The 24,749-nt window shown below is 36.2% G+C and carries 22 protein-coding genes; 14 read left to right on the top strand and 8 right to left on the bottom strand.

All coding sequences use genetic code 11. From position 1 onward, the window contains the following. Nucleotides 1-17 precede the first annotated feature (17 nt). The 8 genes from DBR39_RS15530 (at nucleotide 18) to DBR39_RS15495 (ending at nucleotide 14,221) form a co-directional block, all read left to right on the top strand. On the top strand, nucleotides 18-1,946 hold the full coding sequence (locus DBR39_RS15530; RefSeq protein WP_124534593.1) for an ABC-F family ATP-binding cassette domain-containing protein: 1,929 nt from the start codon (nucleotides 18-20) through the stop codon (nucleotides 1,944-1,946). A 147-nt stretch (nucleotides 1,947-2,093) separates the two neighbouring features. Beyond that, nucleotides 2,094-2,450: a hypothetical protein gene (locus DBR39_RS15525; protein ID WP_165835308.1), complete on the top strand. Its 357-nt coding sequence runs from the start codon at nucleotides 2,094-2,096 to the stop codon at nucleotides 2,448-2,450. A 271-nt stretch (nucleotides 2,451-2,721) separates the two neighbouring features. Further along, a complete protein-coding gene (locus DBR39_RS15520; protein ID WP_124534591.1) occupies nucleotides 2,722-5,115 on the top strand; it encodes a TonB-dependent receptor in 2,394 nt (797 codons plus the stop codon). Between the two features lie 18 nt (nucleotides 5,116-5,133). Further along, nucleotides 5,134-5,721 carry a hypothetical protein gene (locus DBR39_RS15515; RefSeq protein WP_124534589.1) on the top strand — a complete coding sequence of 196 codons (588 nt, stop codon included), beginning with the start codon at nucleotides 5,134-5,136 and terminating at the stop codon, nucleotides 5,719-5,721. Nucleotides 5,722-5,862: 141 nt separating this feature from the next. After that, complete coding sequence (locus tag DBR39_RS15510; protein WP_124534587.1) at nucleotides 5,863-7,197, top strand: trigger factor; 1,335 nt, start codon at nucleotides 5,863-5,865, stop codon at nucleotides 7,195-7,197. Between the two features lie 177 nt (nucleotides 7,198-7,374). Beyond that, complete coding sequence (locus tag DBR39_RS15505; protein ID WP_124534585.1) at nucleotides 7,375-8,061, top strand: hypothetical protein; 687 nt, start codon at nucleotides 7,375-7,377, stop codon at nucleotides 8,059-8,061. A 152-nt stretch (nucleotides 8,062-8,213) separates the two neighbouring features. After that, complete coding sequence (locus DBR39_RS15500; protein ID WP_124534583.1) at nucleotides 8,214-11,078, top strand: M16 family metallopeptidase; 2,865 nt, start codon at nucleotides 8,214-8,216, stop codon at nucleotides 11,076-11,078. Nucleotides 11,079-11,377: 299 nt separating this feature from the next. Further along, on the top strand, nucleotides 11,378-14,221 hold the full coding sequence (locus DBR39_RS15495) for a M16 family metallopeptidase (protein ID WP_124534581.1): 2,844 nt from the start codon (nucleotides 11,378-11,380) through the stop codon (nucleotides 14,219-14,221). Nucleotides 14,222-14,284: 63 nt separating this feature from the next. Here DBR39_RS15495 and DBR39_RS15490 read toward each other — a convergent pair whose 3' ends face one another. Together DBR39_RS15490 and DBR39_RS15485 are read right to left on the bottom strand one after the other, a co-directional pair. After that, on the bottom strand, nucleotides 14,285-14,869 hold the full coding sequence (locus DBR39_RS15490; RefSeq protein ID WP_124534579.1) for a DUF3109 family protein: 585 nt from the start codon (nucleotides 14,867-14,869) through the stop codon (nucleotides 14,285-14,287). A gap of 6 nt (nucleotides 14,870-14,875) precedes the next feature. Beyond that, a complete protein-coding gene (locus tag DBR39_RS15485) occupies nucleotides 14,876-15,781 on the bottom strand; it encodes a DUF6427 family protein (protein ID WP_124534578.1) in 906 nt (301 codons plus the stop codon). Between the two features lie 42 nt (nucleotides 15,782-15,823). Between DBR39_RS15485 and DBR39_RS15480 the strand changes: the two genes are divergently transcribed. Next, nucleotides 15,824-16,057, top strand: coding sequence for a DUF6341 family protein (locus tag DBR39_RS15480; RefSeq protein ID WP_103231797.1), 234 nt, complete (start codon nucleotides 15,824-15,826; stop codon nucleotides 16,055-16,057). An 82-nt stretch (nucleotides 16,058-16,139) separates the two neighbouring features. Here DBR39_RS15480 and DBR39_RS15475 read toward each other — a convergent pair whose 3' ends face one another. The 6 genes from DBR39_RS15475 to DBR39_RS15450 all read right to left on the bottom strand — a co-directional run bounded on the left by DBR39_RS15475 (nucleotide 16,140) and on the right by DBR39_RS15450 (nucleotide 19,799). Continuing rightward, a complete protein-coding gene (locus tag DBR39_RS15475) occupies nucleotides 16,140-16,577 on the bottom strand; it encodes a universal stress protein (RefSeq protein ID WP_103231796.1) in 438 nt (145 codons plus the stop codon). 59 nt (nucleotides 16,578-16,636) lie between these two features. Next, complete coding sequence (locus DBR39_RS15470) at nucleotides 16,637-17,242, bottom strand: fumarylacetoacetate hydrolase family protein (protein ID WP_124534577.1); 606 nt, start codon at nucleotides 17,240-17,242, stop codon at nucleotides 16,637-16,639. 11 nt (nucleotides 17,243-17,253) lie between these two features. Further along, on the bottom strand, nucleotides 17,254-17,814 hold the full coding sequence (locus DBR39_RS15465) for a hypothetical protein (protein ID WP_124534575.1): 561 nt from the start codon (nucleotides 17,812-17,814) through the stop codon (nucleotides 17,254-17,256). A gap of 8 nt (nucleotides 17,815-17,822) precedes the next feature. Further along, nucleotides 17,823-18,221, bottom strand: a complete 399-nt coding sequence (locus tag DBR39_RS15460; protein ID WP_124534573.1) for a DUF2007 domain-containing protein — start codon at nucleotides 18,219-18,221, stop codon at nucleotides 17,823-17,825. A gap of 2 nt (nucleotides 18,222-18,223) precedes the next feature. Continuing rightward, complete coding sequence (locus DBR39_RS15455; protein WP_124534570.1) at nucleotides 18,224-18,988, bottom strand: 3'-5' exonuclease; 765 nt, start codon at nucleotides 18,986-18,988, stop codon at nucleotides 18,224-18,226. 97 nt (nucleotides 18,989-19,085) lie between these two features. Further along, a complete protein-coding gene (locus DBR39_RS15450; protein ID WP_124534568.1) occupies nucleotides 19,086-19,799 on the bottom strand; it encodes a CDP-alcohol phosphatidyltransferase family protein in 714 nt (237 codons plus the stop codon). An 89-nt stretch (nucleotides 19,800-19,888) separates the two neighbouring features. On the opposite strand from DBR39_RS15450, the gene DBR39_RS15445 reads away from it, so the two are divergent. The 5 genes from DBR39_RS15445 to DBR39_RS15425 all read left to right on the top strand — a co-directional run bounded on the left by DBR39_RS15445 (nucleotide 19,889) and on the right by DBR39_RS15425 (nucleotide 24,728). After that, nucleotides 19,889-21,817 carry an LTA synthase family protein gene (locus tag DBR39_RS15445; RefSeq protein ID WP_124534566.1) on the top strand — a complete coding sequence of 643 codons (1,929 nt, stop codon included), beginning with the start codon at nucleotides 19,889-19,891 and terminating at the stop codon, nucleotides 21,815-21,817. Between the two features lie 191 nt (nucleotides 21,818-22,008). After that, nucleotides 22,009-22,428, top strand: a complete 420-nt coding sequence (locus tag DBR39_RS15440) for a DUF2147 domain-containing protein (RefSeq protein ID WP_124534564.1) — start codon at nucleotides 22,009-22,011, stop codon at nucleotides 22,426-22,428. A 100-nt stretch (nucleotides 22,429-22,528) separates the two neighbouring features. Then, the gene (locus DBR39_RS15435; RefSeq protein ID WP_124534562.1) at nucleotides 22,529-23,026 is read left to right on the top strand and encodes an RNA polymerase sigma factor; all 498 of its coding nucleotides are present in this window, start codon (nucleotides 22,529-22,531) and stop codon (nucleotides 23,024-23,026) included. A 2-nt stretch (nucleotides 23,027-23,028) separates the two neighbouring features. Then, nucleotides 23,029-23,646 (top strand): hypothetical protein, encoded by a 618-nt coding sequence (locus DBR39_RS15430; protein ID WP_124534560.1) that lies wholly within the window; start codon nucleotides 23,029-23,031, stop codon nucleotides 23,644-23,646. 101 nt (nucleotides 23,647-23,747) lie between these two features. Next, nucleotides 23,748-24,728, top strand: a complete 981-nt coding sequence (locus DBR39_RS15425; RefSeq protein WP_103233421.1) for a pyruvate dehydrogenase complex E1 component subunit beta — start codon at nucleotides 23,748-23,750, stop codon at nucleotides 24,726-24,728. Nucleotides 24,729-24,749: the final 21 nt, after the last annotated feature.

Below are 24,749 nucleotides of genomic sequence, written 5' to 3'. Positions count from 1 at the left end.
ACTAATTATCAATTAAAATGCTTTCGGTTCAAAGTTTAGGATTACATCATTCAGGAAATTATTTATTTCAAAATGTCAATTTCACCATTAAAAAGGATGATAAAGTAGGTCTGGTAGGTAAAAATGGAGCGGGGAAGTCCACTTTATTGAAAATGCTTTCCAAAGAAATTAATTTCTACGAAGGAGAAGTGGTCACTGAAGGAAGTGTTACCATTGGTTTCCTGAAACAGGATCTTGATTTCGTAAAAGGAAGAACGGTTTGGGCTGAAACGATGCAGGCTTTCGAACAGATTAATGCATGGAAAAACGAGCTTGAGGAGGTGAATCACCAAATGACTGTCAGAACAGACTACGAAAGTGATTCTTATACAGATCTGATTAATAAAATGACCGAGCTGAATGACCTTTTGATGAACCATGATGCCTACAATCTTGAAGGTGACATGGAGAAAGTGTTATTTGGTTTAGGGTTCAAAGCCGATGATTTCCAAAAAATCACCGATGAATTTTCCGGAGGATGGAGAATGAGAATCGAATTGGCAAAATTACTTCTGCAGAAGAATGACATTATGCTTCTCGATGAGCCTACCAACCACCTGGATATGGAATCCATCATCTGGTTGGAGAACTTCCTGAAAGACTATCCGGGAGCTATTGTTCTTGTAAGTCACGATAAACAGTTTATGACTGCGGTTTGTAACCGTACTTTCGATATCAACAATAGAAAAGTTGAAGATTATAAAGCCAATTACTCCAAGTATCTGGTCATGAGAGAAGATCGCCGTGAAAAACTGATTCAGGCTAAAAAGAATCAGGATGCGGAGATCAAGCAGATGGAAGACAACATTAATAAGTTCCGTGCAAGTGCTACAAAAGCATCATTCGCACAGTCGCTTATTAAAAGATTAGATAAAATAGAACGTATCGAGGTTGACAATGAAGACGTTTCAAAATTCAACATCCGTTTCGTACAATCTATGGTGCCGGGGAAAGTGATCTTCGAAGCAATAAATCTTGGGAAAGCTTACGGGCAGAAACAGATTTTTGATGATGTAGATTTCATTGTTCAGAGAGGAGACAGAATTGCTCTTTTAGGACAGAACGGACAGGGAAAAACAACTTTAGCTAAAATTTTAGCTGGAGATATCAAAGATTATTCAGGAACCTGGAATCTTGGTCACAATGTGAATATCGGATACTTCGCTCAAAATCAGGAAGAGGTCTTAACACCTAATAAAACGGTTCTGGAAGAAGCAGAAGACGCTGCAACAGAAGAGACAAGACCTAGAGTAAGAGACTTATTAGGATCTTTCCTTTTCCAGGGAGATGCCGTTTCTAAGAAAACAAAAGTACTTTCCGGAGGAGAGAGAAACCGTCTGGCACTCTGTAAACTATTGCTTCGTCCTTTCAATACATTGATCATGGATGAGCCTACCAACCACCTTGATATTCAGTCTAAGGAAATTATCAAGCTGGCATTGCAGAATTTTGAAGGAACTTTGATTGTAATCTCTCACGACAGGGAATTCCTTCAGGGACTTTGTGATAAGATCTACGAATTCCGTGATGGGAAAATGAAAGAATTCCTTGGAGATATCAACGAATATCTTGAATACAGACAAAAAGAAACGATTAGAGAGATTTCTGCAGAAAAAGCCAAACTTCACCAGGAAGTAAAGGTAGAACCCAAGAAAGTAGAAGAAAAACCAGCTGTGAGCAGCAGTCAGACTTCTAATATTGTGAGTAAAGAGCAGAAAAATATTCAGAATAAAATCAAAAAAGTAGAAGAGAAAATTTCTGAGCTTGAAACAAAAGTAGAGGAAATGGAAGCTTCTTTTGCCAAAGAAAACCCTTCAGATGAAACCTTAGAGCAATACAATAAAGCGAAGGAAGAGCTGGACACAGCACTACAGGAGTGGGAATATCTTGGAACCCAACTTGATTAAAAATAAAATAGAAATGCTTCATCAACTAAAAGTTATGAAGCATTTTTTGTAACAGAACCTTATTTGTTACTACATATTATCAATAGTTGCAAAGTAATTTAATAAAAGTTTAAGGAAACAATTAAATTATTTTCATAATTTTGAACCATGATTTTTAAAGAAAGCAGAAATTTAAAGAGTTTTATCTCCAAGCTATTGTTTGGGGTATATTTCCTCGCGCTGCTTTCTCAGAGCTTTCACCATCACGATTCTGTCGACTACTTTAAGGCTTTCAATCTTAAAAAAGTGGAGAATACAGTGACGAAAGCCGTTACTAAAGAGAAAGCTGGCGATTGTCTGGCCTGCCACTTTTTGGTTACCGGACATACCTTAGCTCCTGAAGAATTCAGTTTTACTTTCGAGCATTACAGCCATGAAGTAAAACAAATCATCGCCGTTCAGGAGAAAATCTGGTCTCAGACCAAATTCAATTTTCAGCTTCGGGGGCCGCCCGCAATTTCATAATTCACAGATTCTATAGGGTTTAAAGTTTTTTACTTTAAAGTTCAATGTTTAATGCTTCAAATTTGATGTTTAAAGCTTAAGGTTTAAAGTTGTTAAGAAAAACAACGGTTAATCCGTAATTGATATTTGAATAATGTTCAATTACTAATTTCTAGCTTCTAACCTCTAACTTCTCATTAGACATTATACTTTTTACAATTAAACCAACCCTTCCCACAAATTTTAACGAAAATGTACCTTATTGAAAGGGTACGCAATCAATCTATTTACAATGAAATTGATATATTGCCTGCTGCTGATCTTTTGTGGATCAGTATTTACAAGTGCACAAAAAACTTATACTGTAGAAGGAACCGTTCAGGATTTTCACGACAAGACTATGTTGGAAAATGCTGTGATTAAAATCGGGAACTTTACAGCCAGAACCAATAAAAATGGTAAATTTTCTTTTGACAAAATTCCTGCAGGGAAGTATACACTCGTTGCGCAGCATCCTGATTGCGATGACTATACTGAAAATATAGGAGTTGATAAGGATGTTCAGCTGGTGATTACCCTGGAACATCATATCAAGGATATTGAAACGGTAACGGTTCACGGAAGTCATAAGAATAATGGAAGCATGGTTGTGAAAACCATTGACAAAGCAATGATTTCCAGAAATGTTAGCGAAAACCTGGGAAATCTTTTAACAAATATTTCCGGGGTTAATGTTCTTAAGACAGGAAATAATATCGCAAAACCTATTATTCATGGGCTTTATGGAAGTAGAGTTTCCATTCTTAATGATGGGGTAAAATTAGCCGAACAGGAATGGGGAGTAGAACATGCACCCAATGTAGATGTCAATAATTTTGAACATATTGATGTAATAAAAGGAGCATCTGCCTTGAAATATGGAGGAGGAGCAGTAGGTGGAGTTGTTGTTTTACAGCCTCAGGTTTTGCCTAAGAAAGATACCATCATGGGGAGTGTTTCCCTTTCTGGAATTTCTAACGGAAGAGGAGCCGATCTTAATGTAAAACTGGCAAAAACATGGGAAAACGGCTGGGCAATAAAAACCAATGGAAGCTATAAAAAACTGGGAGATCTTGAAGCTCCCGAGTATGGCTTGATGAATACCGGACTGGAGAGCTCAGGATTTAATTTTGGAGTTCAGAAGATGACATTTGAAAAAGGTTTTTCATTTGATTATTATCTGACAAAGAGCACAGTGGGAATTCTTAGAAGCTCTCATGTGGGGAATTCTGAAGATTTGCGTAATGCTCTTACAGCACCACAACCAGTCTACCAAAGAGATTTTAGTTATGATATTGATAATCCCAAACAGGAAATCGAGCATCATATTGCTAAAGTATCTGCTTACAAAAGATTTGAAAATTTTGGAAAAATTACGGCTACTTATAGTTTTCAGTACAATCATAGAAAAGAATATGATATCAGACGTACTGAAGAACTGAGTAAAAAGCCGGCTTTGGACCTTGAGCTGATCACCAACGATCTGAATGTGAATCACCTGATAGAAAGAGGAAAATGGAATCTTGAAACAGGAATCAATGCAGGGTATCAAAACAACTATTCCAATACTCAGACTGAGGCGAGACGACTTGTTCCCAATTATGACCGATATTATGCAGGAATTTATTCTGTATTAAAATATAAAATTGCCCCCGAACTGGATCTTGAATTGGGAGGAAGATATGATTTTGATCATTATAACGTAACAAAATGGTATGATCTGAGTGACTGGAATAAACAGTATGCAGCAGATTATTCCGATTTTGTAGTAAGAATAAACCAAAACAGGATTCTTACAAACCCTTCTTTAAGCTATAACAATGTTTCTGTAAATGGAGGGCTTGTCTATCATCCATCTGAATATTTTAACTTGAAATTCAATTATGCGAGAGTTTCCAGATCTCCGAATGTTGCAGAACTTTTTGCAGACGGACTTCACCATTCTGCAGCCATTATTGAAAGAGGAGATATGAGAATGAAAAGTGAAACGGGAAATCAGTTTAACTTAGTTGCCGATGTAAAAGCAAATATTTTAAAAGGATTGAATGTTTCAGTAAATCCGTATTTCTTTTATACTCAGAATTTCATCAACCAAATTCCTACAGGATATCAGAATACACAATGGGGCGGGGCTTTTGTAGTTTACAATTATCAACAGATCAATGCGAAAATGTATGGATTGGATCTGGATGTTCAGCTTAAGATCACGGATAATCTGACTTATAAAGGAAGCGGATCTTATGTGTATGGACAGGATCTGACCAATGATGTACCTCTTATTTTAATGATGCCGCCGAATTTTAATAATTCATTGGAATTCAATAAGAAAGAATGGAAAAACTTTTATTTTACAGTAAGTAACAATACTTATTTAAAACAAACAAGGTTTCCGGTTTATAACGTCCCGATCAGATTATTTGATTCTGACGGAAATGCTTACAATGAAGAAGTAGATATTTCTACACCTCCAAACGGATATTCGCTTTGGAACCTTCAGACAGGGGTGAATCTGTCTAAAAATTTCGGAGTTGACTTTTCAATTCGAAATGTATTCAATACGTCTTACAGAGATTATCTGAACAGACTTCGTTTCTTTTCCAACGAAATGGGAAGAAACTTTATTTTAACTCTTAAATATCAATTTTAATTACTTAAAATCAAAAAAATGAAAAATATTTTTAAAAATACGACTCTTATCTTAGGACTTTTATTCTTCGCTGTTTCTTTAAGCTTAACTTCATGTAACAGAAGTGACGATGAAGCAGATGACCTTCCTCAGGAAGAACTTTCAGATGTTCTCTTAAGAGTAACGGATGAAGCTACGGGAACTCCTGTTGTTTATGATTACCAAGTGAACAGTACAACGAATCCTAATGTTAAATTAATCAATGGACATACCTATAATGTAGAAGTAATCTTCAAGAATGGTAATGAAGACGCTACTCAGGAAATTAGAGATGCAAAGAATGAACATTTCCTGGTGTATAACTTCCCAAACTCAGATATTACTTTAACACGTACCGATGATGCCAGTTCTACAAGAGGAGATGGAAACCGTGTGGGATTGAAAACAAAATGGGTTGTGAATACTGCTGTAAAAAATACTTCTGCAGCTAGTCAGCTGGTTCTTACATTGTTCCACCAGCCGGTAACAGTTTCTGAAACTTCTTCAGTGAGTGGAAACGGAGTCGTGTATGGAACCCATACAGGAGGTGAAACCGATGCACAGGCAAACTATAATATTATTAATTAATATATCCTTTAATCTTGTTAACAAAGCCACCGGAATTCCCGGTGGTTTTTTATTTAACAATATTTGGCGTTATAAGTTGATTTTAAGTGGGTGGTTTTCATAAAAAATTCATATTTTTGCAACCTAAAATTTTAATCAATAATGAAGGTTACCGCACAAAACCATGATGACGTAAGTGCATTGCTTACAGTAACACTGGAAAAATCTGACTACAAAGAAAAAGTAGAAAAGCAGTTGATTAACTATGCTAAAAATGCGCAAGTTCCTGGATTCAGAAAAGGGAAAGTGCCTTTGAGTATGGTTAAAAAACAATATGAAGCAGGTATTGCATTTGAAGAAATCAACAAACAAGTTTCTGATGCTTTAAACAACTATATCAATGAAAACAAATTAAGATTAGTTGGTCAGCCTGTTCCTCAGCCAGTAAACGAACTAGATTACAATGCTGATCAATTAGAAGTTGCTTTCGAAGTAGGATATGAGCCTGAATTCACTATAGATTTAGCTAAATATGAAGCTCCTCACTACAAAGTAGAAGCTTCTGACAAAGAAATCAGCAAGAGTATTGAAAACATGCAGAAGCGTTTCGCTGAGCAGGTTCCTCAAGATAAAATCACTAAAGATTCTTACATTGCCTTAGAAGTTTCTCAGGTTGTAGAAGAAGATGCTGAAGGAGAGCACCACCACCACCCAAAAAACGTTACTATTACTGCTGAAAACAAAGAAGCTTTCAAATTGGTAAAAGGTTTGAAAATGGACGGTTCTGTAAAAGTAACTAAAGAAACTCTTGCAGGTGATGAAGAATTGGCTAAAGAAATAGGATTCAGCAAAGAAGAAGTTGAGCACCTACACCACAATGAAGTAGAAGTAAAAGTAAAAGACTTCTATTCATTAGACCTAGCTGAGCTTAACCAGGACTTATTCGACAAAGTATACGGAGAAGGAAACATCAAGTCTGAAGATGAACTTAAAGATAAAGTGAAAACTGAATTAGATGAGTACTTCCAACAAAATGCTGATGTTCACTTTGTAAATAAAGTATTAGAGCAAGTAACTGGTACAGAAGAAGTGAAACTTCCTGAATCTTTCCTTGTGAAGTGGTTATTATTCTCTAACCAGAACATCCAGTCTGAAGAGCAGGCTAAAGAAATTCTTGAAGCTGAGAAAAACCAATTGAAATACCAGATCATCGAAGGTAAATTGATGACTGAAAACGAAATCAACCTTGACTATGCTGATGTATTGGCACAGGCTGAGCAGTTGGTGAAAAATCAATTGGCAATCTACGGAATCCACCACTTAGGTGAAGAGGAAATCCAGAAATATGCTGTTGAAATGTTGAAAGACCAGGAACAGGTAAGACAAATTTCTTCTGAAGTAGCAATGGCTAAATTGAAAGATGTAATTCTTGAAAAAGCAACTAAAAAAGAAACTAAAATTTCTCACGACGAATTTTTAGAAGAACTTAAGAAATAATTATATTCATATATAAATATTTGAAAACCGTCAATTTTTGACGGTTTTTTTTATTATATATCCATACTGAAGATTAATCAATCATCATCGCCAATCATCATTCATTACTCATTGCTTATTATTTATTTGTATGTCCGTCAATATTCCTATATTTACTCTTTAAACTTTATTATAAATATGAAAAAGATCATCATTCCGTTTTTCTGTGCAGTACTTTTTTCAGTACCTGCAGCAGCTCAGAAAAAAGGAGCTGCATCTGTCAAAACAGAAGCTGCAAAATCCAAACTGACATCTAAAGAAGTTGTTGATAATTATTTCAAAGCATTAGGTGGAAAAGATAAATTGGAGGCTGTAAAATCTACCATTATTGATAACACAGTAAGTGTACAGGGAATGGAAATTCAAATGACTACCAAGAAATTAGGAAATAAATTCAGGTCTGTACAATCGGTGATGGGGAAAGAAATGATTCAGCTTTTTGACGGCGAAAAAGGATACTTTGATCAGATGGGAAATAAAATGGATATTCCTGCTGATAAGATTGCTGAGCTGAAAAAAGGAAAGCCAATTGATGCTTTAGCCTTTGATGCTTCTAATTTCCAGACTGTATCAACAGAAAAACTGGATGGGAAAGACTATAACGTATTGTCTTCAGACAAAGGAAAATTTTATTTCGATGCAGGAACCGGACTTTTGTATAAAACTGATGCAGGAGAAGGTAATGCAACCATCAAAAGTTATATGACCGTAGACGGATTACAGTTTCCAGCGGTAGTAGATGCTGAAGGTGGAGGTCAGAAAATGACTATCAAAACTTCTAAAATTGTAATCAATTCTGGAGTTACTGATGCTGATTTTAAATAAAAATCACTTTTTTATGATATTAAAACCGGGTATTTCCCGGTTTTTTTTATGTTTTAATAATTTTAACTCAAATTTAACTATAAATTTTCAAACAGTATTTCTTCACCTTGTGAAGAATTGATACTTTTAGCGTGTAAATAAAATCAAATAACATGAAAAAAGTATTATCTTCATTTGCGGTCATCTTTTTGATGTCTGCTAATGCCTTTGGACAGAATATCCCTGTGGATTCTTCTGTAAGAATAGGTACCCTTTCCAACGGAATGAAGTACTATATCAAAAAAAACACGTTGCCTGAGAAAAAAGTAGACTTCCGTCTGGCAATCAATGCCGGATCTATTCTTGAAGATGAAAATCAAAGAGGACTGGCTCACTTTATGGAGCACATGAACTTCAACGGAACCAAAAACTTTCCAGATAATAAATTAGTAGACTTTTTACAGTCTATCGGAGTCAAATTTGGGCAGCACCTTAATGCTTACACCAGCTTTGACGAAACAGTTTATATGCTTCCTGTTCCACTGGATAAGCCGGGGAATCTGGATGCAGGGCTGAAAGTAATGGAAGACTGGGCATTTAACGCAACGCTTTCTGATGAACAGATCAATAAAGAAAGAGGAGTTGTATTGGAAGAGCTGAGACTGGGACTGGGAGCAGACAAAAGAATGATGGATAAATACCTTCCGAAACTTTTATACAAATCTCAGTATGCAGACAGACTTCCAATCGGAAAAAAAGAAGTACTGGAAAATTTCAAACCTGATGTGATCCGAAAATTCCACCAGGATTGGTACAGACCAGATCTGATGGCGATTATCGTAGTAGGAGATATCAATGTGGATGAAATTGAAAAAAAGATCAAGGATAACTTCAGCAAATACAAAAACCCTTCAAAACCTAGAGAGAGAAAATCTTTTGACCTTCCAAATCATAAAGAAACCCTGGTAGCGATTGAAACAGACCCTGATGCGACCAATTCTATGGTACAGTTTATCATGAAAGATGCTGATGCCTATACACCGGATGTAACCATTCAACAATACAATCAGAGTTTAGTTGAAAATCTGTCAACAACAATGTTGAACAACAGATTGAGAGAACTGATCAATTCTACAAACCCACCTTTTACTTTCGGATCTGTATACCACGGAGGAACGTATGCGAGAAGCAAAGAAGCTTTCCAGGGATTTGCCATGGTAAAAGAAGGAAATCAGCTTAGCGCATTGAAAGTTTTGCTGGAAGAGGTTGAAAGAGCAAAAAGATTCGGATTTACACAGTCTGAGCTTGACAGAGCAAAATCTCAGGTTCTTTCTAATCTTGAAAGATCTTATAACAACAGAGATAAGACAGAAAGCGATATGCTGGTAGGTGAGTATGTAAGACACTTCCTGGAGCAGGAACCAATCCCTGGAATTGCCTGGGAATATGAAGATACAAAATCTTTCTTGCCGTCTGTTACTCTTGCGCAAACCAACGAAATCATCAAAAAGATGGTGAAAGATGACAGCAGGGTAATTGTTATCACAGGTCCTAAAAAAGATAATGTAACCATGCCTACAGAAGCAATGGTTGTGAATACATTCGATGCTGTGAAAATGGCTGACCTTAAACCTTATGAAGAAAAGGCAACGATCAAGAATTTAGTAAAACCTTTCAAATCTGAAGGGAAAATTGCTAAAACTGAAACTGATGCTAAGCTGGGAACTACAACCTGGACATTAAGTAACGGAGCGAAAGTTACTTTCAAGAAAACTGATTTTAAAGATGATGAAATCGTATTCACAGCAAGAAGTTTAGGAGGAAGTTCTCTTATTCCGGATGCTGACTACAATAAGACTCAGTTTGCATTTGCTGCATTAACGGAAGCAGGGGTAGGTGGATTCTCTAAAGCAGATCTTACCAACTATCTTGCCGGTAAGCAGGTGGGGGTGAATCCTATGGTAACCTCTCTTTTTGAAGGGATTTCAGGGAGAACAACTCAAAAGGATCTAGGAACAGCTTTGGAATTGATGTATGCCTATTTTACAAGTTTAAATTACAATCCGGCATCCTTTAATGCTTACAAAGAAAAGCAATCTGCTATGCTGAATAACCTGTTGTCTAATCCTCAGGCTTATTTTTCTAATGAGCATGCAAAATTCATGAACCAGAAGAACCCTAGATTTATCGGTGTGTTCCCAATGGAAAAAGACTGGGCCAATACAGATTATAAAAAGGCATATGATATCTATAAAGAGAAATTTGCCAATGCAGGAAATTTCCAGTTCTATTTCGTAGGAAATATTGACGAGGCGAAATTTAAAAATGAAGTCCTTCAGTATATTGCAAGTCTTCCGTCATCAGGAAAAGCGACCATGTTTAAAGATACCGGATACAGAACAATTACCGGAGATTATACAAAAGTGTACAAAAAAGGAAAAGATCCTAAGAGTATGGTATCTATTTCTTACAGTGGAGAAGCTCCTTACAACGAGAAAGAAGCCTTAGCATTATCTGCTCTTGGAGAAGTGGCTACCATCAAGGTGATCGAAAAACTGAGAGAAGATGAAAGCGGTATCTACGGTGGAGGTGCCAGAGGAGGTATGAACAAAATACCTTATGGTACTTACAGTTTTGGTATCAACTTCCCTTGTGGTCCTGAAAATGCAGATAAGCTGACTAAAAGTGCGATTGCAGAACTTCAGAAGCTGATCGACAAGGGTCCTGAGCAAAAAGACCTGGATAAGTACAAAGAAGGAGAATACAATGACAACAAAACAGAACTTAAAGACAATATGTTCTGGATGAATGCTATCGCTAAAAATCAGCTGGATGGAAGTGATAAATATGATATCCTTAACTACCAGGATAAAGTAAAAGCACTTACAGTAAAAGATCTTCAGGACGTTGCTAAAAAATACCTTACAAAAGGAAGAATCGTAGCGACACTAATGCCGGAAGATGGCTGGGAAAAAGCTAAAAAAGAAGAAACTAAAAAAGTAGAAGCCGCAATTGTAAAACCAGGGGCAGCAAATTAATTTTTTTTACTTAAAATAAGAAAACCGTTGTTTTTTACAACGGTTTTTTTGTTGAATAAGGATAATATAACGGCAGATCAATAGCATTTTTAGCTTAACGAAGAAAAAGAGCTTGTTTTTAATGAGTCTATTTTAAATAATTGACGAATGTTTTTAATGAAAAATTATTTTGAATAATATAAAATAAACAATTCGCTTTCATTTTGTAATATTTAAATTTTTTAACTTGAATTTAACCGTGTGGTAAAGGCCCAATTGTAGGGAGAATTGATATTTTTGAGGGTCAAAAAATAATGCAGATGAAAAAAATATTATCTTCGTTTTCGGTCATCTTCCTGATGTCTGTAAATGTCTATGGACAGAATATCCCTGTGGATCCTTCTGTAAAAATAGGTACTCTTTCCAACGGAATGAAGTACTACATCAAAAAAAATGTTTTACCCGAGAAAAAGGTAGAATTCCGCCTGGCAATCAATGCCGGATCTATTCTTGAAGACGAGAATCAAAGAGGAGTGGCTCACTTTATGGAGCACATGAACTTCAACGGAACCAAAAACTTTCCAGATAACAAATTAGTAGACTTTTTACAGTCTATTGGAGTGAAATTCGGGCAGCACCTTAATGCTTCTACCGGTTTTGACGAAACAGTTTACATGCTTCCTGTTCCACTGGATAAGCCTGGAAATCTGGATGCCGGACTGAAAGTGATGGAAGACTGGGCATTTAATGCAACACTTTCTGACAAACAGATCGATAAAGAAAGAGGAGGAGTACTGGAAGAGCTGAGATTAGGTCTTGGACCGGATAAAAGAATGATGGATAAATATCTTCCGAAACTTTTATACAAATCTCAGTATGCAGAGAGACTCCCAATCGGGAAAAAAGAAGTTATTGAAAACTTCAAACCTGATGTGATCAGAAAATTCCACCAGGATTGGTACAGACCAGATTTGATGGCAATTATTGTAGTAGGAGACATCAATGTAGACGAAATTGAAAAAAAGATCAGGGATAACTTCAGCAAATACAAAAACCCTTCAAAACCTAGAGAAAGAAAATCTTTTGATCTTCCCAATCATAAAGAAGCACTGGTTGCTATTGAGACAGATCCTGATGCTACAGGTTCCGGAGTGCAGTTTATCATCAAAGATTCTGAAGCGTACAAACCTAATGTAACGGTCCAGCAATATGATCAAAGTCTTGTAGAAGGTCTTGTGAATATTATGCTGAACAGCAGATTGGCAGAACTGGTTAACTCAACAAATCCTCCTTTTACGTATGGTTCGGTATACCACGGAGGAACTTATGCAAGAACAAAAGAAGCATTTCAGGGATCAGCGGCTACAAAAGACGGTGATCAGCTGAATGCACTGAAAGTCCTTTTGGAAGAAGTAGAAAGAGCAAAAAGATTCGGATTTACCCAATCTGAACTGGATAGAGCAAAAGAACAGTTGCTTTCTTCTTATGAATGGGCTTACAACAATAAAGACAAGAACCAAAGTGGGGATCTGATTGATGGATATGTAGGTAATTTTCTAAGACATGATCCAATCCCTGGAATTACCTGGGGATATGAACATATTAAAAAGGTCCTTCCAACCGTAGTGCTGGAACAAACCAACGGAATTATCAAAAAGCTGGTAAAGGATGACAGCAGGGTGATCGTGATTACAGGCCCGAAAAAAGATAATATTAAAATGCCGACAGAAGCGATGGTTCTGAAGACATTCGACGCTGTGAAAATGGCTGACCTTAAACCTTATGAAGAAAAAACTAAGGCTGAAAGCTTGATAAAACCATTCAAATCCGAAGGTAAAATTGCAAAAACAGAAACAGATGCTAAGCTAGGGACAACAACCTGGACATTAAGCAACGGAACTCAAGTTACTTTTAAGAAAACAGATTTTAAAGATGATGAAATTACTTTTGCAGCAATAAGCCTTGGAGGAGTATCGGTTATTCCGGATGCTGATTATCATAAAACACGATTTGCTTTCGATGCTTTGCTGGAGGCAGGAATTGGCGGGCTTTCCAAGACAGATCTTACGCATTATCTTGCTGGAAAACAGGTGAGTGCAAGCTCTTATGTGGGTGGGCTTACAGAAGGCGTTTCCGGAACAAGTTCGAAAAAAGATCTAAAAACGGCTATGGAGCTGATCTATGCTTGTTTTACAGACTTAAATTACAACCCTGATGCATTCAATGCTTACAAGACAAAGAAATCTGCAGCACTGGCTAACGTAGATTCAGATCCGGAATATTATTTTTCTAATGAATATGCCAAATTTATCAATCAGAAAAATCCGAGATTTACCGGTCTTGAACCTACCGAAAAAGATTGGGCGAATACAGATTATAAAAAAGCATATGATATCTACAAACAGAAATTTGCCAATGCAGGTAATTTCCACTTCTATTTTGTAGGAAATATAGATGAAGAGCAGCTTAAAAGAGAAGTACTGCAGTATATTGCATCACTTCCCACCTCTGGAAAATCATCTACATTTAAAGATACAGGTTACAGACCTGTGGAAGGAGGATATACCAAGGTATATAAAAAGGGAAAAGAACCGAAGAGTTTGGTAACAATCTCGTATAGCGGAGAAGCCCCTTATAATGAGAAGGAGGCTATGGCACTTTCAGCTCTTGGTGAAGTGGCTACGATTAAAGTTCTTGAAAAACTAAGAGAAGAGGAAAGTGGTATTTACGGCGGCGGTGCAGGAGGAAGCTTCAGTAAAATTCCATACAGTGCCTACGATTTTAGTGTTAATTTCCCTTGTGGTCCTGAAAATGTGGATAAACTTACAAAAATTGCAATGGCCGAATTACAAAAATTCATAGATAAAGGTCCTGAGCAAAAAGACCTTGATAAATATAAAGAGGGAGAATACAACGAATATAAAACAAGCCTTAAAGACAATGGATTCTGGTTACAGGGAATTTCCCAAAATCAGGTAGATGGCAGTGATAAATACAATATTCTGAATTATCCGGATAAAGTAAAGGCACTTACGGTAAAGGATCTTCAGGATGTTGCCAGAAAATATCTTTCTAAAGGACGAAGTATCGCGGTATTAATGCCGGAAGACGGGTTTGAAAACACCCAAAAAGCAATTAAGAATGGTGCAGGTATAAAACAATAAATTCTTATTTCAATAAAAAAACCGCAGAGAAATCTGCGGTTTTTGTTATTTAATCCAAATCGTTTAAGAACCAAATTCTTTTTTCCATTCGTCAGCGACTTCACTCAGAACAGTGTAAAATTCTTCACCATACTTTCTTGTCAATGGAGTTTTCAGAAACTTATAGACAGGAACCTGAAGCTCTTTTCCAAGGGTACAGGCATCACTGCATACATTCCATTCATGATAATTCAAAGCGGTAAATGAAGAATATTCCGTAATACGGATCGGGTAGAGGTGGCATGAGATAGGTTTTTGCCAGTCTACAGCACCATCTTCATACGCTTTTTCAATACCACATTTGGTAATTCCTTTTTCATCGAAAGTTACATAAGCACATTCGCGGTCCTCCACCATTGGAGTAACATACATTCCGTCGTGCGGATCAGTAGTCCATGTTCCCTGCTCTTCAAGGGCTTTGATTCCTTCCTGAGTAAGGTAAGGCTTTATTTTATCAAAAATACTGTCCAATACTTCAAGCTCGTCTTTGTCCAACGGAGCTCCTACATCTCCCTCCACACAACATGCACCTTTACATTTCGTAAGGTTGCAAACAAATTCCTCGGAAAAAATATCTTCGGAAATCAATTTATCGTCTATCTGAATCATAATTTTTTAAAATAAATCAAAAACTGTACCTGCTTTGAAGGTCAGTAAACTAATAATAATAAGCCATAAACCAGCCTCTTTCATCCAGTATTTAGGCAAAAATCTCATCATTCTGCTCAGAATAATGCTTGAAGGAAATGCCAGAAGCATCAGATATTCGTAGCTTTTATTCATATACAGGATAATGGAAACAAGCTGTGCCACCGAAAAGACCAGCAAGAAAGTATACTTATACCTGCTTATCGGACTCTTCTTATTATAATTTTTAAAATGGTCATATACCGCATAGATCAGCATCAGAACCACAGGGATCAATGGCAGAATCTCCGTATAATCTGTGATCGGCTTCATCTTTCCAAACGGAAAATAATCAATGTTCCAGGAGGTGAACTGTACGAAATACATCACAGAAAAATAACTGAATGTAATCAGGGCGATTCCCAATAGGAACCTGAAAAGATTCAATGCAATTTTGGCAGAGGTAGCAATCACGTGAATGATCACAAATAAAGCCATCGGCCAGGTCGTAGGAAGGAAAATAAAGTTCAACGCTACAATAGCTCCCACCAATACATACGATTTCTTTCTGATGTCTTCATCCGCACTTGTCAGAAGAAGGATAAGAAAAGAATTGGTAAGCAGCGAAACAGCAATTCCTATATCCAGATTTCCGGGATACAGCCCAAAAATGAAAAAAGTATATAAGAATAACGGCAGATGAGTTTGATAATTAAGGGCAATACTGTGAAAACAAAAATATCCTAAAGCAATTCCCAAAAAAGTTATTCCGGCAACAATAGCTTCGTAAGTGTTGAAATTCAGTATGTTAAATATTATTACTACTAAAAGAAGAAAACCAATATAAACAGGAATTGAAAAAATATTGCTTTCTTTTGAAAGTAATTTAAACATTTTTTATAAATTTGTACAAAGTTAATTTAAAAAAGGAAAATAATGACGTCTTTCTTTCTATTCTTAAGTAAAGTTTTCAAATGGACTTTCGGTTTCTTTGAATCATTTGGTAATGTTTTAAACTGGATTCTATTTGCGGTTTGCTGTATATTGTTTACTTATTGGTGCTATGTACTGGTAGTTACATTAGGCGGTGACAAAGATAAAGACTATTATTCTCCAACGGAAGGTAAGAATCCTTACTACGATCCAAAGATCTACAAAAAAGAAGGTTAATTAATTGGTTATATAGTAAAAAACCGATCAAACATAATGTTTGATCGGTTTTTTTATTACTAACGATTAAAATTTCTTTTTCTTAGTCGTGAATTGGAAGTACAAGAACAGGAATACTTGAGCTTTTCGTAATTCCTTTTGTTAAGCTTCCCACGAATACATCATAAATTCCGCTTCTGCCGTGTGATCCCATCACAATATAATCTGCATTTTTATCCTTTGCATGTTCCAGAATAATATCTTTGGCAAGTCCTTGTTTTAAAAGGTGCTCACAATCGATATCTTGGGCGATGATTCTTTGCTCAATCTTATTAAGCTGCACCAGCTCCTCTCTGATTTCGTTGGCTTCCACTTCCGGAAAATATTGAAATCCCATATCGCCAATGGCAAAGCCAATATCTGATGGCGCTACATGGATCAGGTAAATTCTGCCGTTAAGCTGTTTTGCAAATTTTATGGCACCGTCTACCAATTGGTCTGTCTTGTCCCCAAAATCTACGGGCAATACAATATTTATCATAACCTTTCATTTTGTTACCTAAAGATAGGAAAAATTTGTAAGACTATGATGTTAAATACTTATAATATTCGGATATCAAGGATTTTTTCCTCTTCAAGATAAGCCTCCAAAATATCATTTTCTTCTACTTTTCCAACCCCTTTTGGAGTTCCGGTGAAAATAAGGTCACCAACCCTTAAAGTAAAATACTGAGAAGCAAAAGCAACGATATCATCAAAGTTGAACATCATATCTTTTGTATTACCATCTTGAACCTTCTCTTTGTTTTTCAATAATGAAAACTGAAGGTTGTCAAGACTGAAACTTTCTTTTTTGAAGAAACTGCTTACCACCGCAGAACCGTCAAAACCTTTGGCAAGTTCCCACGGAAGTCCTTTTGATTTTAGCTCACTCTGAAGATCTCTCGCTGTGAAATCTATTCCCAGCCCTATTTCTTCATAATGCTTGTGCGCTGTTTCTTTCTGAATATATTTCCCTCCCTTTGAAATTTTCACTACCACTTCAAGTTCGTAGTGAATATCATTTGAAAATTCAGGAATGTAAAAATCATTTCCTTTTAGAACCGCTGTATCCGGTTTCATAAAGATAACAGGGTTCTCAGGAATTTCGTTTCCTAATTCTTTTGCGTGCTCACTGTAGTTTCTTCCTATGCAGATGATTTTCATAACTATATTGATTAATTTACTATACCTTTAAAATATCCTTTTCCTTCTACTGTATATTTTTCAGGACCATATCTTCTTTGAACTTTAAGTTCGGTATATCCAAAGATACTGTCGCCCTCTTTATAAGATTCTTTATCCAGAATAAGTTTACTGTCCAAAACTTTATAATATTCTCCTGTATCCAGAAAATCAAAAGGCTTGATGTTGTCTGTATAAGAATACGGTGAAATTTTATATCTGTTTTGTAAAATATCTATTTGGAAACCACCGCCGCTAAAACCGTCTCCTACATAAAGTCTTACGGTTAATATTGGATTTTTATGGATAGCACACTCGTAATATTCCGGGCTCAGGCTATCTGTTTCCATTTTTGTTTTAAAGTCATTGGATTTAATGCCTCTTTTGCTCCAAATCGTTTCCTGCTTTTGTCTATCAAATGTTTTAAAAAGAGACCTTTTGCTTAGGCTATGATCAACTTCTACACCGTCCCATACTAGTAAGAACTTTCCTATTATGAAAACAAGAAGGCCAAGAACGATGATGATGAGAATTTTTCCAATCTTTTTGATCATAGTAAGCTTTATTGGGTGAACTCATTCCCGCAATAATAACATTTAAACTTATGACTCGTCAGAAAAGAAATCCCAAAGAAACTGGTTGCACTGTCATCCCTGTAAATATGATTGGAACCACATTTCGGACATACAAAATCAAACTCAGGATCTTCAATGGTATGTTCTACTTCCAAAGAATACTGTTCATTATCTTTATAATCCTGCAGGATTTGCTGGGCTTTTTCCAGATCATCTTCAAAAACCTGAAGTTGTATACCGCCAACAGCTTGTGAAAGAAGCCAATCCGACTGGATCAGCTGTTCATTCGCAATAAAGCTGTTGATGCCGTTTTCAGCCAATATCTGCTTGTCCCTGTTAGCTTCAAGGGCAGTCTCATAAAATTTAAAGCGAACAAGATCTGACATTTTTAAAATCTGCTTGATAGTTGAATTTTTGTAAAAACCTTCTTGGTATACAACGGAAAGTCAGCATTCTGAAGCCATCCGTAATATCCTAAATCTTTTTGGAATACTGCTTTCACCCCCTGGCCTTTGTATTTTCCAAAGTTGAAAACTTCTTCCATCTTTTCATTGTATCCGATAAATCCGGCAAGATCCGCATTCTTGTTATGAAAAGTGAACTCGCTTAATGGAGCAATTTCGTTTGGAATATCATCATATTTTCCTACCTGAGCATCCAAAACTTCGAATGTTGCCATTACATCAGCTTCTGCAGAGTGTGCATTTTCTAATGTTTTTCCACAATAAAACTGATAAGCAGCCCCTAAATTTCTAGGTTCTTTTTTGTGGAAAATAGTCTGTGCATCTACCAATCTGAATTTACTCAGATCAAAATCCATTCCTACTCTTAAAAGTTCTTCAGCCAAAAGTGGAACATCAAATCTGTTGGAATTAAATCCTCCCAGATCACTCCCGGTAATCATTTCCATCACTTTTGCCGCAATATCTCTGAAAGTAGGGGCATCTTTTACATCCTCATCATAAATTCCGTGGATCTCACTGCTTTCTTTAGGAATAAGCATTTCCGGGTTTACACGCCACGTTTTGCTCTCTCTGGATGCATCCGGATTTACTTTTAAAATACAGATTTCGACAATTTTGTCTTTTCCAATGTTGGTTCCTGTGGTTTCCAGGTCAAAAATACAAAGCGGTTTATGGAGTTTTAAGTTCATGTTGATCATTAATAATTTGAAAATGTGTTCTATTTATAAAGGACTTCATACGCACTTTATACGTATTTGTGCCTCATATAATTTTTTTAATTACGATCTATTTTAGCTGTCCCTGAAAAATAAGAGACACCAGTATATAATAAATAACAAGCATCGGGATTCCTACTATCTGGAATATGGCAAGAATAGCAATGCCACCCACCAGTAATACTACTTTAGGATAGTTATCCTTCAACTGTTTGGATTTGAATTTCATGGCCATCATCTTGATCGGGCTGATCAGCAGCCATGACGTAAGAAGAGTCAGCAGAATCAATAGCAGTTCATTATCAAATAAAAAGCTGAAAGTTCCGGTTTCTTTAAAGGCATAATAAAGACCAAACAATAGAACGGTATTGGTTGGCGTATTCAATCCTTTAAAATAATAACGCTGCTCTTCATCAAGGTTAAAGATGGCAAGCCTCAGGCAGGAAAATACAGTAACGATCAATCCAAGGTACTTGATTTCAAATGGAAAATGAAGCCCCAAAAGCTCGGTTCCAAATGGCTCAAGTGCTTTGTACATAGTAAGTCCCGGAATCAATCCAAAGCTTACCATATCCGCAAGAGAGTCAAGCTGAAGTCCCAGATTGGAGTTTGATTTTACTGCTCTGGCTACAAAGCCATCAAAAAAATCGAAAATCGAAGAGAGAACAAGGCAGATTGCCGTGGTCTGATAATCTCCTAAAATTAGATGTATTGCACCTACACAGCCTGCAAATAAGTTAGCCAGCGTTAAAGCATTGGCCAGATTATTCTTTATAAAATCCATAAGCACAAAATTACAGTTTTTAAAAATTCTAACTCAAAATAATCTGAACTAAAAAATGCATTAATGTGATTTTGATGTAAATTTGCTCCATGAAATTTTTAAAAGGATTTAGAAAACAGGAACTTCTGGCATTAGTTTACAGGATTTTTCTGGCCTATTTTTTTTATCAGATTGCCAGACTTTTATTCTGGTTTTTTAATAAAGATCTGATTAAAGTTGACTCTGTTTCAGAATATATAAAGCTCGCCTTCCATGGTACGGCTTTCGATACCACGGCTATTTTATATGTAAACGCATTATTTATACTGCTGAGTTTACTGCCTTTGGTCATCAATACAAAGAAAGTTTTTCAAAAAATTCTTTTCTGGCTCTATTTTATCACCAACGGGATTGCTTATGCCATGAATTTCGGAGATTTTATTTATTATAAATTTTCGCAGGCAAGGCTTACTTCAGCCGTATTTCAGGTGGCAGAACATGAGTCTAATGTTTCTCAAACGCTGATGATCTCTATCAGACAGCATCCTTTTGTCCTGATCTGGTATGTGGTTTTAATGATTCTGTGGGTTTTCCTTTACAGAAAGGTGAAAGTGGAAGACTCGAAACCTGTGAAACTCCTGCCTTATTTTATTACTTCCATTCTTACTTTGTGTATCACAGCGGTATTGGTGGTTGGAGGAATCCGAGGAGATTTTAAACACAGTACAAGACCTATTAATATGGTGGATGCTACCCGTTTTGTAACAAATCCTCTGCAGGGAAATATGGTGCTTAACAGTACGTTTTCCTTTTTCAGGACTTTAAATACCAATAATTTTAAGGAAGTTCATTTCGTAGATGAAAAATACATTGAAGAGAACGTACAGCCTTATAAAGTATATGACAGAAAAATAGAAAACCGTCCTAATATTGTTATTTTCATTGTGGAATCTTTCGGAAGAGAATATTCAGGTGCTTTCAATAAAGATAAAAATATTAAAGATTACGTTTCCTACACTCCGTTTATGGATAGCCTGGCTGGCCAGAGTCTTATTTTCCCCAATACTTTTGCGAACGGAAGACAGTCAATTCATGGGATGAGCAGTGTATTGGCCGGGATTCCGAGCCTTACCGATGCTTTTACGGGATCTCCGTATTCCAACCAGAAAATTCAGTCTATCGTTTCGGTTTGTAATGATCTGGGATATGATACTTCTTTTTATCACGGAGCGCCTAACGGATCTATGGGATTCCTTGGATTCGGTAATATCTTAGGATTTAAACATTATTTCGGGAAGACAGAATACAATCACGATGAAGATTTTGACGGGATGTGGGCGATATGGGACGAACCGTTTCTTCAGTATTTTGCTAAAAATGTAGGGAAGAAACAACCTTTCATGACCACTGTATTTACCGCTTCCTCGCATCACCCTTTTAAAATACCTGAAAAATATAACGGGAAATTTAAAAAAGGGAAAATAGAAATACACGAGCCGATGCAGTATACGGATTATTCTATCAAAAAATATTTTGAAACCGCTAAAAAACAGCCGTGGTTTAATAATACGATCTTTGTTTTCACTGGAGATCACACCAATCAGGTGTATTATCCGGAGTATGAAAGAGCCATGAACCGTTATGCTGTTCCGTTGGTTTTCTACTCTCCAAATCCCGCATATCAGCTAAAAGGGGTCAGTCAGGAAATAGCCCAGCAGGCAGACATATATCCTACACTGGCAGATCTTATAGGGTATAACAAGCCGATCAGAAGCTGGGGAAGAAGTTTGGTAAGTGATAAAAAGTATCCTTTCATCGTAGTCAATTCAGATGGAAGCACAGATCAGTTTATGATCGGAAATTATATTTACCGTTTTGACGGAAAAGAAATCATCGGAGTATATAATCAATCTGATCTGAGCCTTGAAAAAAATCTTCTTAATGAAGTTAAAACTCCTGAAGTAGAACAGGGAAAGAAAACAGCAAAAGCATGGTATCAGGATTATATGGATAGGGTAATTAATAGAAAGCTGAATTAAAGCGAAAGAGTACAACCGCAAAATGACGGTTATGTTGACGGGCAAATTAGTTTTTTTTGCAATTCCTTATTTTACCTTTCTGTACCTCTTTATGCTTTGTATAATAAAAGTTTTTGTTTGTTGAAAATTAATTTATATTTTTATCAATACGTAGATAAGAATATTATATTAAAATTAAAACTATAAGAAATATGAAAAAATTATTGTTAACATTCGCACTTTCTCTGTTCGGTGTACTTACATTCGCACAGATAGAAGGAAAGTGGAAAACTATAGATGACGAAACAAAGCAGGCAAAATCTATTGTTGAAGTGTACAAAAAATCAGACGGGAAATATTATGGAAAAGTTTCTCAATTGCTGATAAAACCAGCTGAGCCCAACTGTACATCTTGTAAGGATGACAGAAAAGGAAAACCTATTTTAGGACTGGAAATTATCAGAGGACTGAAAAAAGACGGTGATGAATTCACAGGAGGAACGATTACTGATCCCAAAACGGGAAAAACATATAAGTGTACTATTACAAGAAGCGGAGATAAGCTGAATGTAAGAGGATACTTAGGACTATCTCTATTAGGAAGAACCCAGGTTTGGGAGAAAGTTAATTAATTTAAGTTTAAATAGAATTTTAAGACGGCATTTCAGCAATGAAATGCCGTTTTTTTTGAAAAATATTGTAACGAAAATAAAAACGTCCCACTTATAGGATATGAGCACCGAACAGGAGAAAACATTTATCGAATTTTTTAAGCCCAATCAAAGGGTGATTCATAAAATATGTAAAATATATACGGACAATGCGGAAGATCATGAAGACCTTTTTCAGGAGATTACCATTCAGCTGTGGAAATCTTTTCCGGGATTTAAAGGAGAGTCTAAGTTTTCGACCTGGATGTATCGGGTAGCATTGAATACAGCAATTACCTTATTCCGGAAACCTAAGAAAGCTGGGAGCCAAGCTGTAGATATTGATGTTTCGGCTCTTACAATGGAATACGAAGACTATGAAGATGACGAACATAAGCTTAAGAAGATGTATAAAGCGATCTACGAACTGTCTGATGTAGAAAAAGCTTTGATCATGATGTATCTTGAAGATAAACCCTATAGAGAGATAGGAGAGATCCTTGGGATAACAGAAGGAAATGCAAGAGTGAAAATGAACAGAGCGAAAAATAATTTGAAAACCAAAATCACTGCAAAATAAATATGGACGAACTGGAATTACTGAAAAAAGACTGGAATAAGGAATCAGGAGATTTCAAGGAATATTCCGAAAAAGAAATTTATACAATGATAAAACATAAATCTGTTTCCATCACAAAAAAGGTATTCATTATTGGAATAGTTGAAGTCATCTTATGGACGTTGTATAGTTATCTGGACAAACAGTTTCCCTATGTAAGAATGGGAATGTTTTTAGTTTTTATGGCAATCATCATCACCTTGTTCCAAAAAATGAAAACCGGGCAGAACAGCATCTCCCTGATGAAAAGTATTTTGAATCTGAGAACACTTATTTTAGGATATGCCTGTATTTCTTTGATTTTGGCTGTTGCAGACGGTATCATTCATTTTGATCATAATACGAGAGATTTTATGGCAGGATTTAAAGATGGATGGAATACACGGCACCACATGGATGCTGCACTTACAGATCCCAATCAACTGATGCCTGTAACCGGAAATTATATTGCCTTTGGAATTTTTCTGTTGATTGGGTTATTCTTATTGTATATCATCTATAAAATGACCTACGGAAAAATTTTAATGGATCTTAGAAAAAACTATAAAGAATTGAGTAGTCATGAAGAAAAACCGTTTTAAATAAAATTAATATTATGACTTCATCATTCAAATGTGGAGCCTTTTTATGATGTGTATAATAAAAAAACACTATTTTTGTAGTCTAAATTTTTCGAATAAATATGGCAGAATATACTTTTCGTGAGGTAATTGCACAGGCAATGAGCGAGGAAATGCGTAAAGACGAATCCATCTTTTTAATGGGGGAGGAAGTTGCAGAATATAATGGTGCATACAAAGCTTCAAAAGGAATGCTGGATGAGTTTGGTCCTAAAAGAGTAATCGATACCCCAATTGCAGAACTTGGTTTTACAGGAATTGCTGTGGGTGCTGCGATGAATGGTAACAGACCAATTGTAGAGTATATGACATTCAATTTCTCATTGGTAGGAATTGATCAGATTATCAATAATGCTGCAAAAATCCGTCAGATGAGTGGTGGACAATGGAATTGCCCAATTGTTTTCCGTGGCCCTACAGCTTCTGCAGGTCAATTGGGAGCTACCCACTCTCAGGCTTTTGAAAACTGGTTTGCAAACATTCCTGGTCTTAAAGTAGTGGTTCCTTCTAATCCTTACGATGCAAAAGGGTTGTTGAAAACTGCAATTCAGGATAATGATCCGGTTATTTTCATGGAATCTGAGCAGATGTATGGAGATAAAATGGAAATTCCTGAAGAAGAATACTACTTACCATTAGGAAAAGCAGATATCAAGAGAGCAGGTACAGACGTTACTTTGGTTTCTTTTGGTAAGATCATGAAGCTGGCTTTACAAGCTGCTGAAGATATGGCTAAAGAAGGAATCTCTGTAGAAGTTATCGATCTTAGAACTGTTCGTCCTCTTGATTTTGACACTATTTTAGAATCAGTGAAGAAAACAAACAGATTGGTTATTTTAGAAGAAGCTTGGCCATTTGCTTCTATATCTTCTGAAATTACTTATATGGTACAGCAAAAAGCATTTGACTATTTAGATGCTCCTATCAAGAGAATTACTACTCCTGATGCACCTGCACCTTACTCTGCAGCATTGTTTGCAGAATGGTTCCCTAAGCTTGAAAAAGTGAAAGAGGAAATTAAAAAAGCGATGTACGTAAAATAGTTATAGAGAAAAACTTCCGAA

The organism is Chryseobacterium sp. KBW03, from assembly GCF_003852415.1.
Classification (GTDB): Bacteria; Bacteroidota; Bacteroidia; order Flavobacteriales; family Weeksellaceae; genus Chryseobacterium; species Chryseobacterium viscerum.
Note: the sequence above shows the minus strand (reverse complement) of the source record. Positions and strands in the feature narration are given on the sequence as shown.

Excerpts from the sequence above, each read along its gene's own strand:
- DBR39_RS15530 (WP_124534593.1), top strand. The coding sequence starts at position 18 with ATGCTTTCGGTTCAAAGTTTAGGATTACATCATTCAGGAAATTATTTA.
- DBR39_RS15525 (WP_165835308.1), top strand. The coding sequence starts at position 2,094 with ATGATTTTTAAAGAAAGCAGAAATTTAAAGAGTTTTATCTCCAAGCTA.
- DBR39_RS15520 (WP_124534591.1), top strand. The coding sequence starts at position 2,722 with ATGAAATTGATATATTGCCTGCTGCTGATCTTTTGTGGATCAGTATTT.
- DBR39_RS15515 (WP_124534589.1), top strand. The coding sequence starts at position 5,134 with ATGAAAAATATTTTTAAAAATACGACTCTTATCTTAGGACTTTTATTC.
- DBR39_RS15510 (WP_124534587.1), top strand. The coding sequence starts at position 5,863 with ATGAAGGTTACCGCACAAAACCATGATGACGTAAGTGCATTGCTTACA.
- DBR39_RS15505 (WP_124534585.1), top strand. The coding sequence starts at position 7,375 with ATGAAAAAGATCATCATTCCGTTTTTCTGTGCAGTACTTTTTTCAGTA.
- DBR39_RS15500 (WP_124534583.1), top strand. The coding sequence starts at position 8,214 with ATGAAAAAAGTATTATCTTCATTTGCGGTCATCTTTTTGATGTCTGCT.
- DBR39_RS15495 (WP_124534581.1), top strand. The coding sequence starts at position 11,378 with ATGAAAAAAATATTATCTTCGTTTTCGGTCATCTTCCTGATGTCTGTA.
- DBR39_RS15490 (WP_124534579.1), bottom strand. The coding sequence starts at position 14,869 with ATGATTCAGATAGACGATAAATTGATTTCCGAAGATATTTTTTCCGAG.
- DBR39_RS15485 (WP_124534578.1), bottom strand. The coding sequence starts at position 15,781 with ATGTTTAAATTACTTTCAAAAGAAAGCAATATTTTTTCAATTCCTGTT.
- DBR39_RS15480 (WP_103231797.1), top strand. The coding sequence starts at position 15,824 with ATGACGTCTTTCTTTCTATTCTTAAGTAAAGTTTTCAAATGGACTTTC.
- DBR39_RS15475 (WP_103231796.1), bottom strand. The coding sequence starts at position 16,577 with ATGATAAATATTGTATTGCCCGTAGATTTTGGGGACAAGACAGACCAA.
- DBR39_RS15470 (WP_124534577.1), bottom strand. The coding sequence starts at position 17,242 with ATGAAAATCATCTGCATAGGAAGAAACTACAGTGAGCACGCAAAAGAA.
- DBR39_RS15465 (WP_124534575.1), bottom strand. The coding sequence starts at position 17,814 with ATGATCAAAAAGATTGGAAAAATTCTCATCATCATCGTTCTTGGCCTT.
- DBR39_RS15460 (WP_124534573.1), bottom strand. The coding sequence starts at position 18,221 with ATGTCAGATCTTGTTCGCTTTAAATTTTATGAGACTGCCCTTGAAGCT.
- DBR39_RS15455 (WP_124534570.1), bottom strand. The coding sequence starts at position 18,988 with ATGAACTTAAAACTCCATAAACCGCTTTGTATTTTTGACCTGGAAACC.
- DBR39_RS15450 (WP_124534568.1), bottom strand. The coding sequence starts at position 19,799 with ATGGATTTTATAAAGAATAATCTGGCCAATGCTTTAACGCTGGCTAAC.
- DBR39_RS15445 (WP_124534566.1), top strand. The coding sequence starts at position 19,889 with ATGAAATTTTTAAAAGGATTTAGAAAACAGGAACTTCTGGCATTAGTT.
- DBR39_RS15440 (WP_124534564.1), top strand. The coding sequence starts at position 22,009 with ATGAAAAAATTATTGTTAACATTCGCACTTTCTCTGTTCGGTGTACTT.
- DBR39_RS15435 (WP_124534562.1), top strand. The coding sequence starts at position 22,529 with ATGAGCACCGAACAGGAGAAAACATTTATCGAATTTTTTAAGCCCAAT.
- DBR39_RS15430 (WP_124534560.1), top strand. The coding sequence starts at position 23,029 with ATGGACGAACTGGAATTACTGAAAAAAGACTGGAATAAGGAATCAGGA.
- DBR39_RS15425 (WP_103233421.1), top strand. The coding sequence starts at position 23,748 with ATGGCAGAATATACTTTTCGTGAGGTAATTGCACAGGCAATGAGCGAG.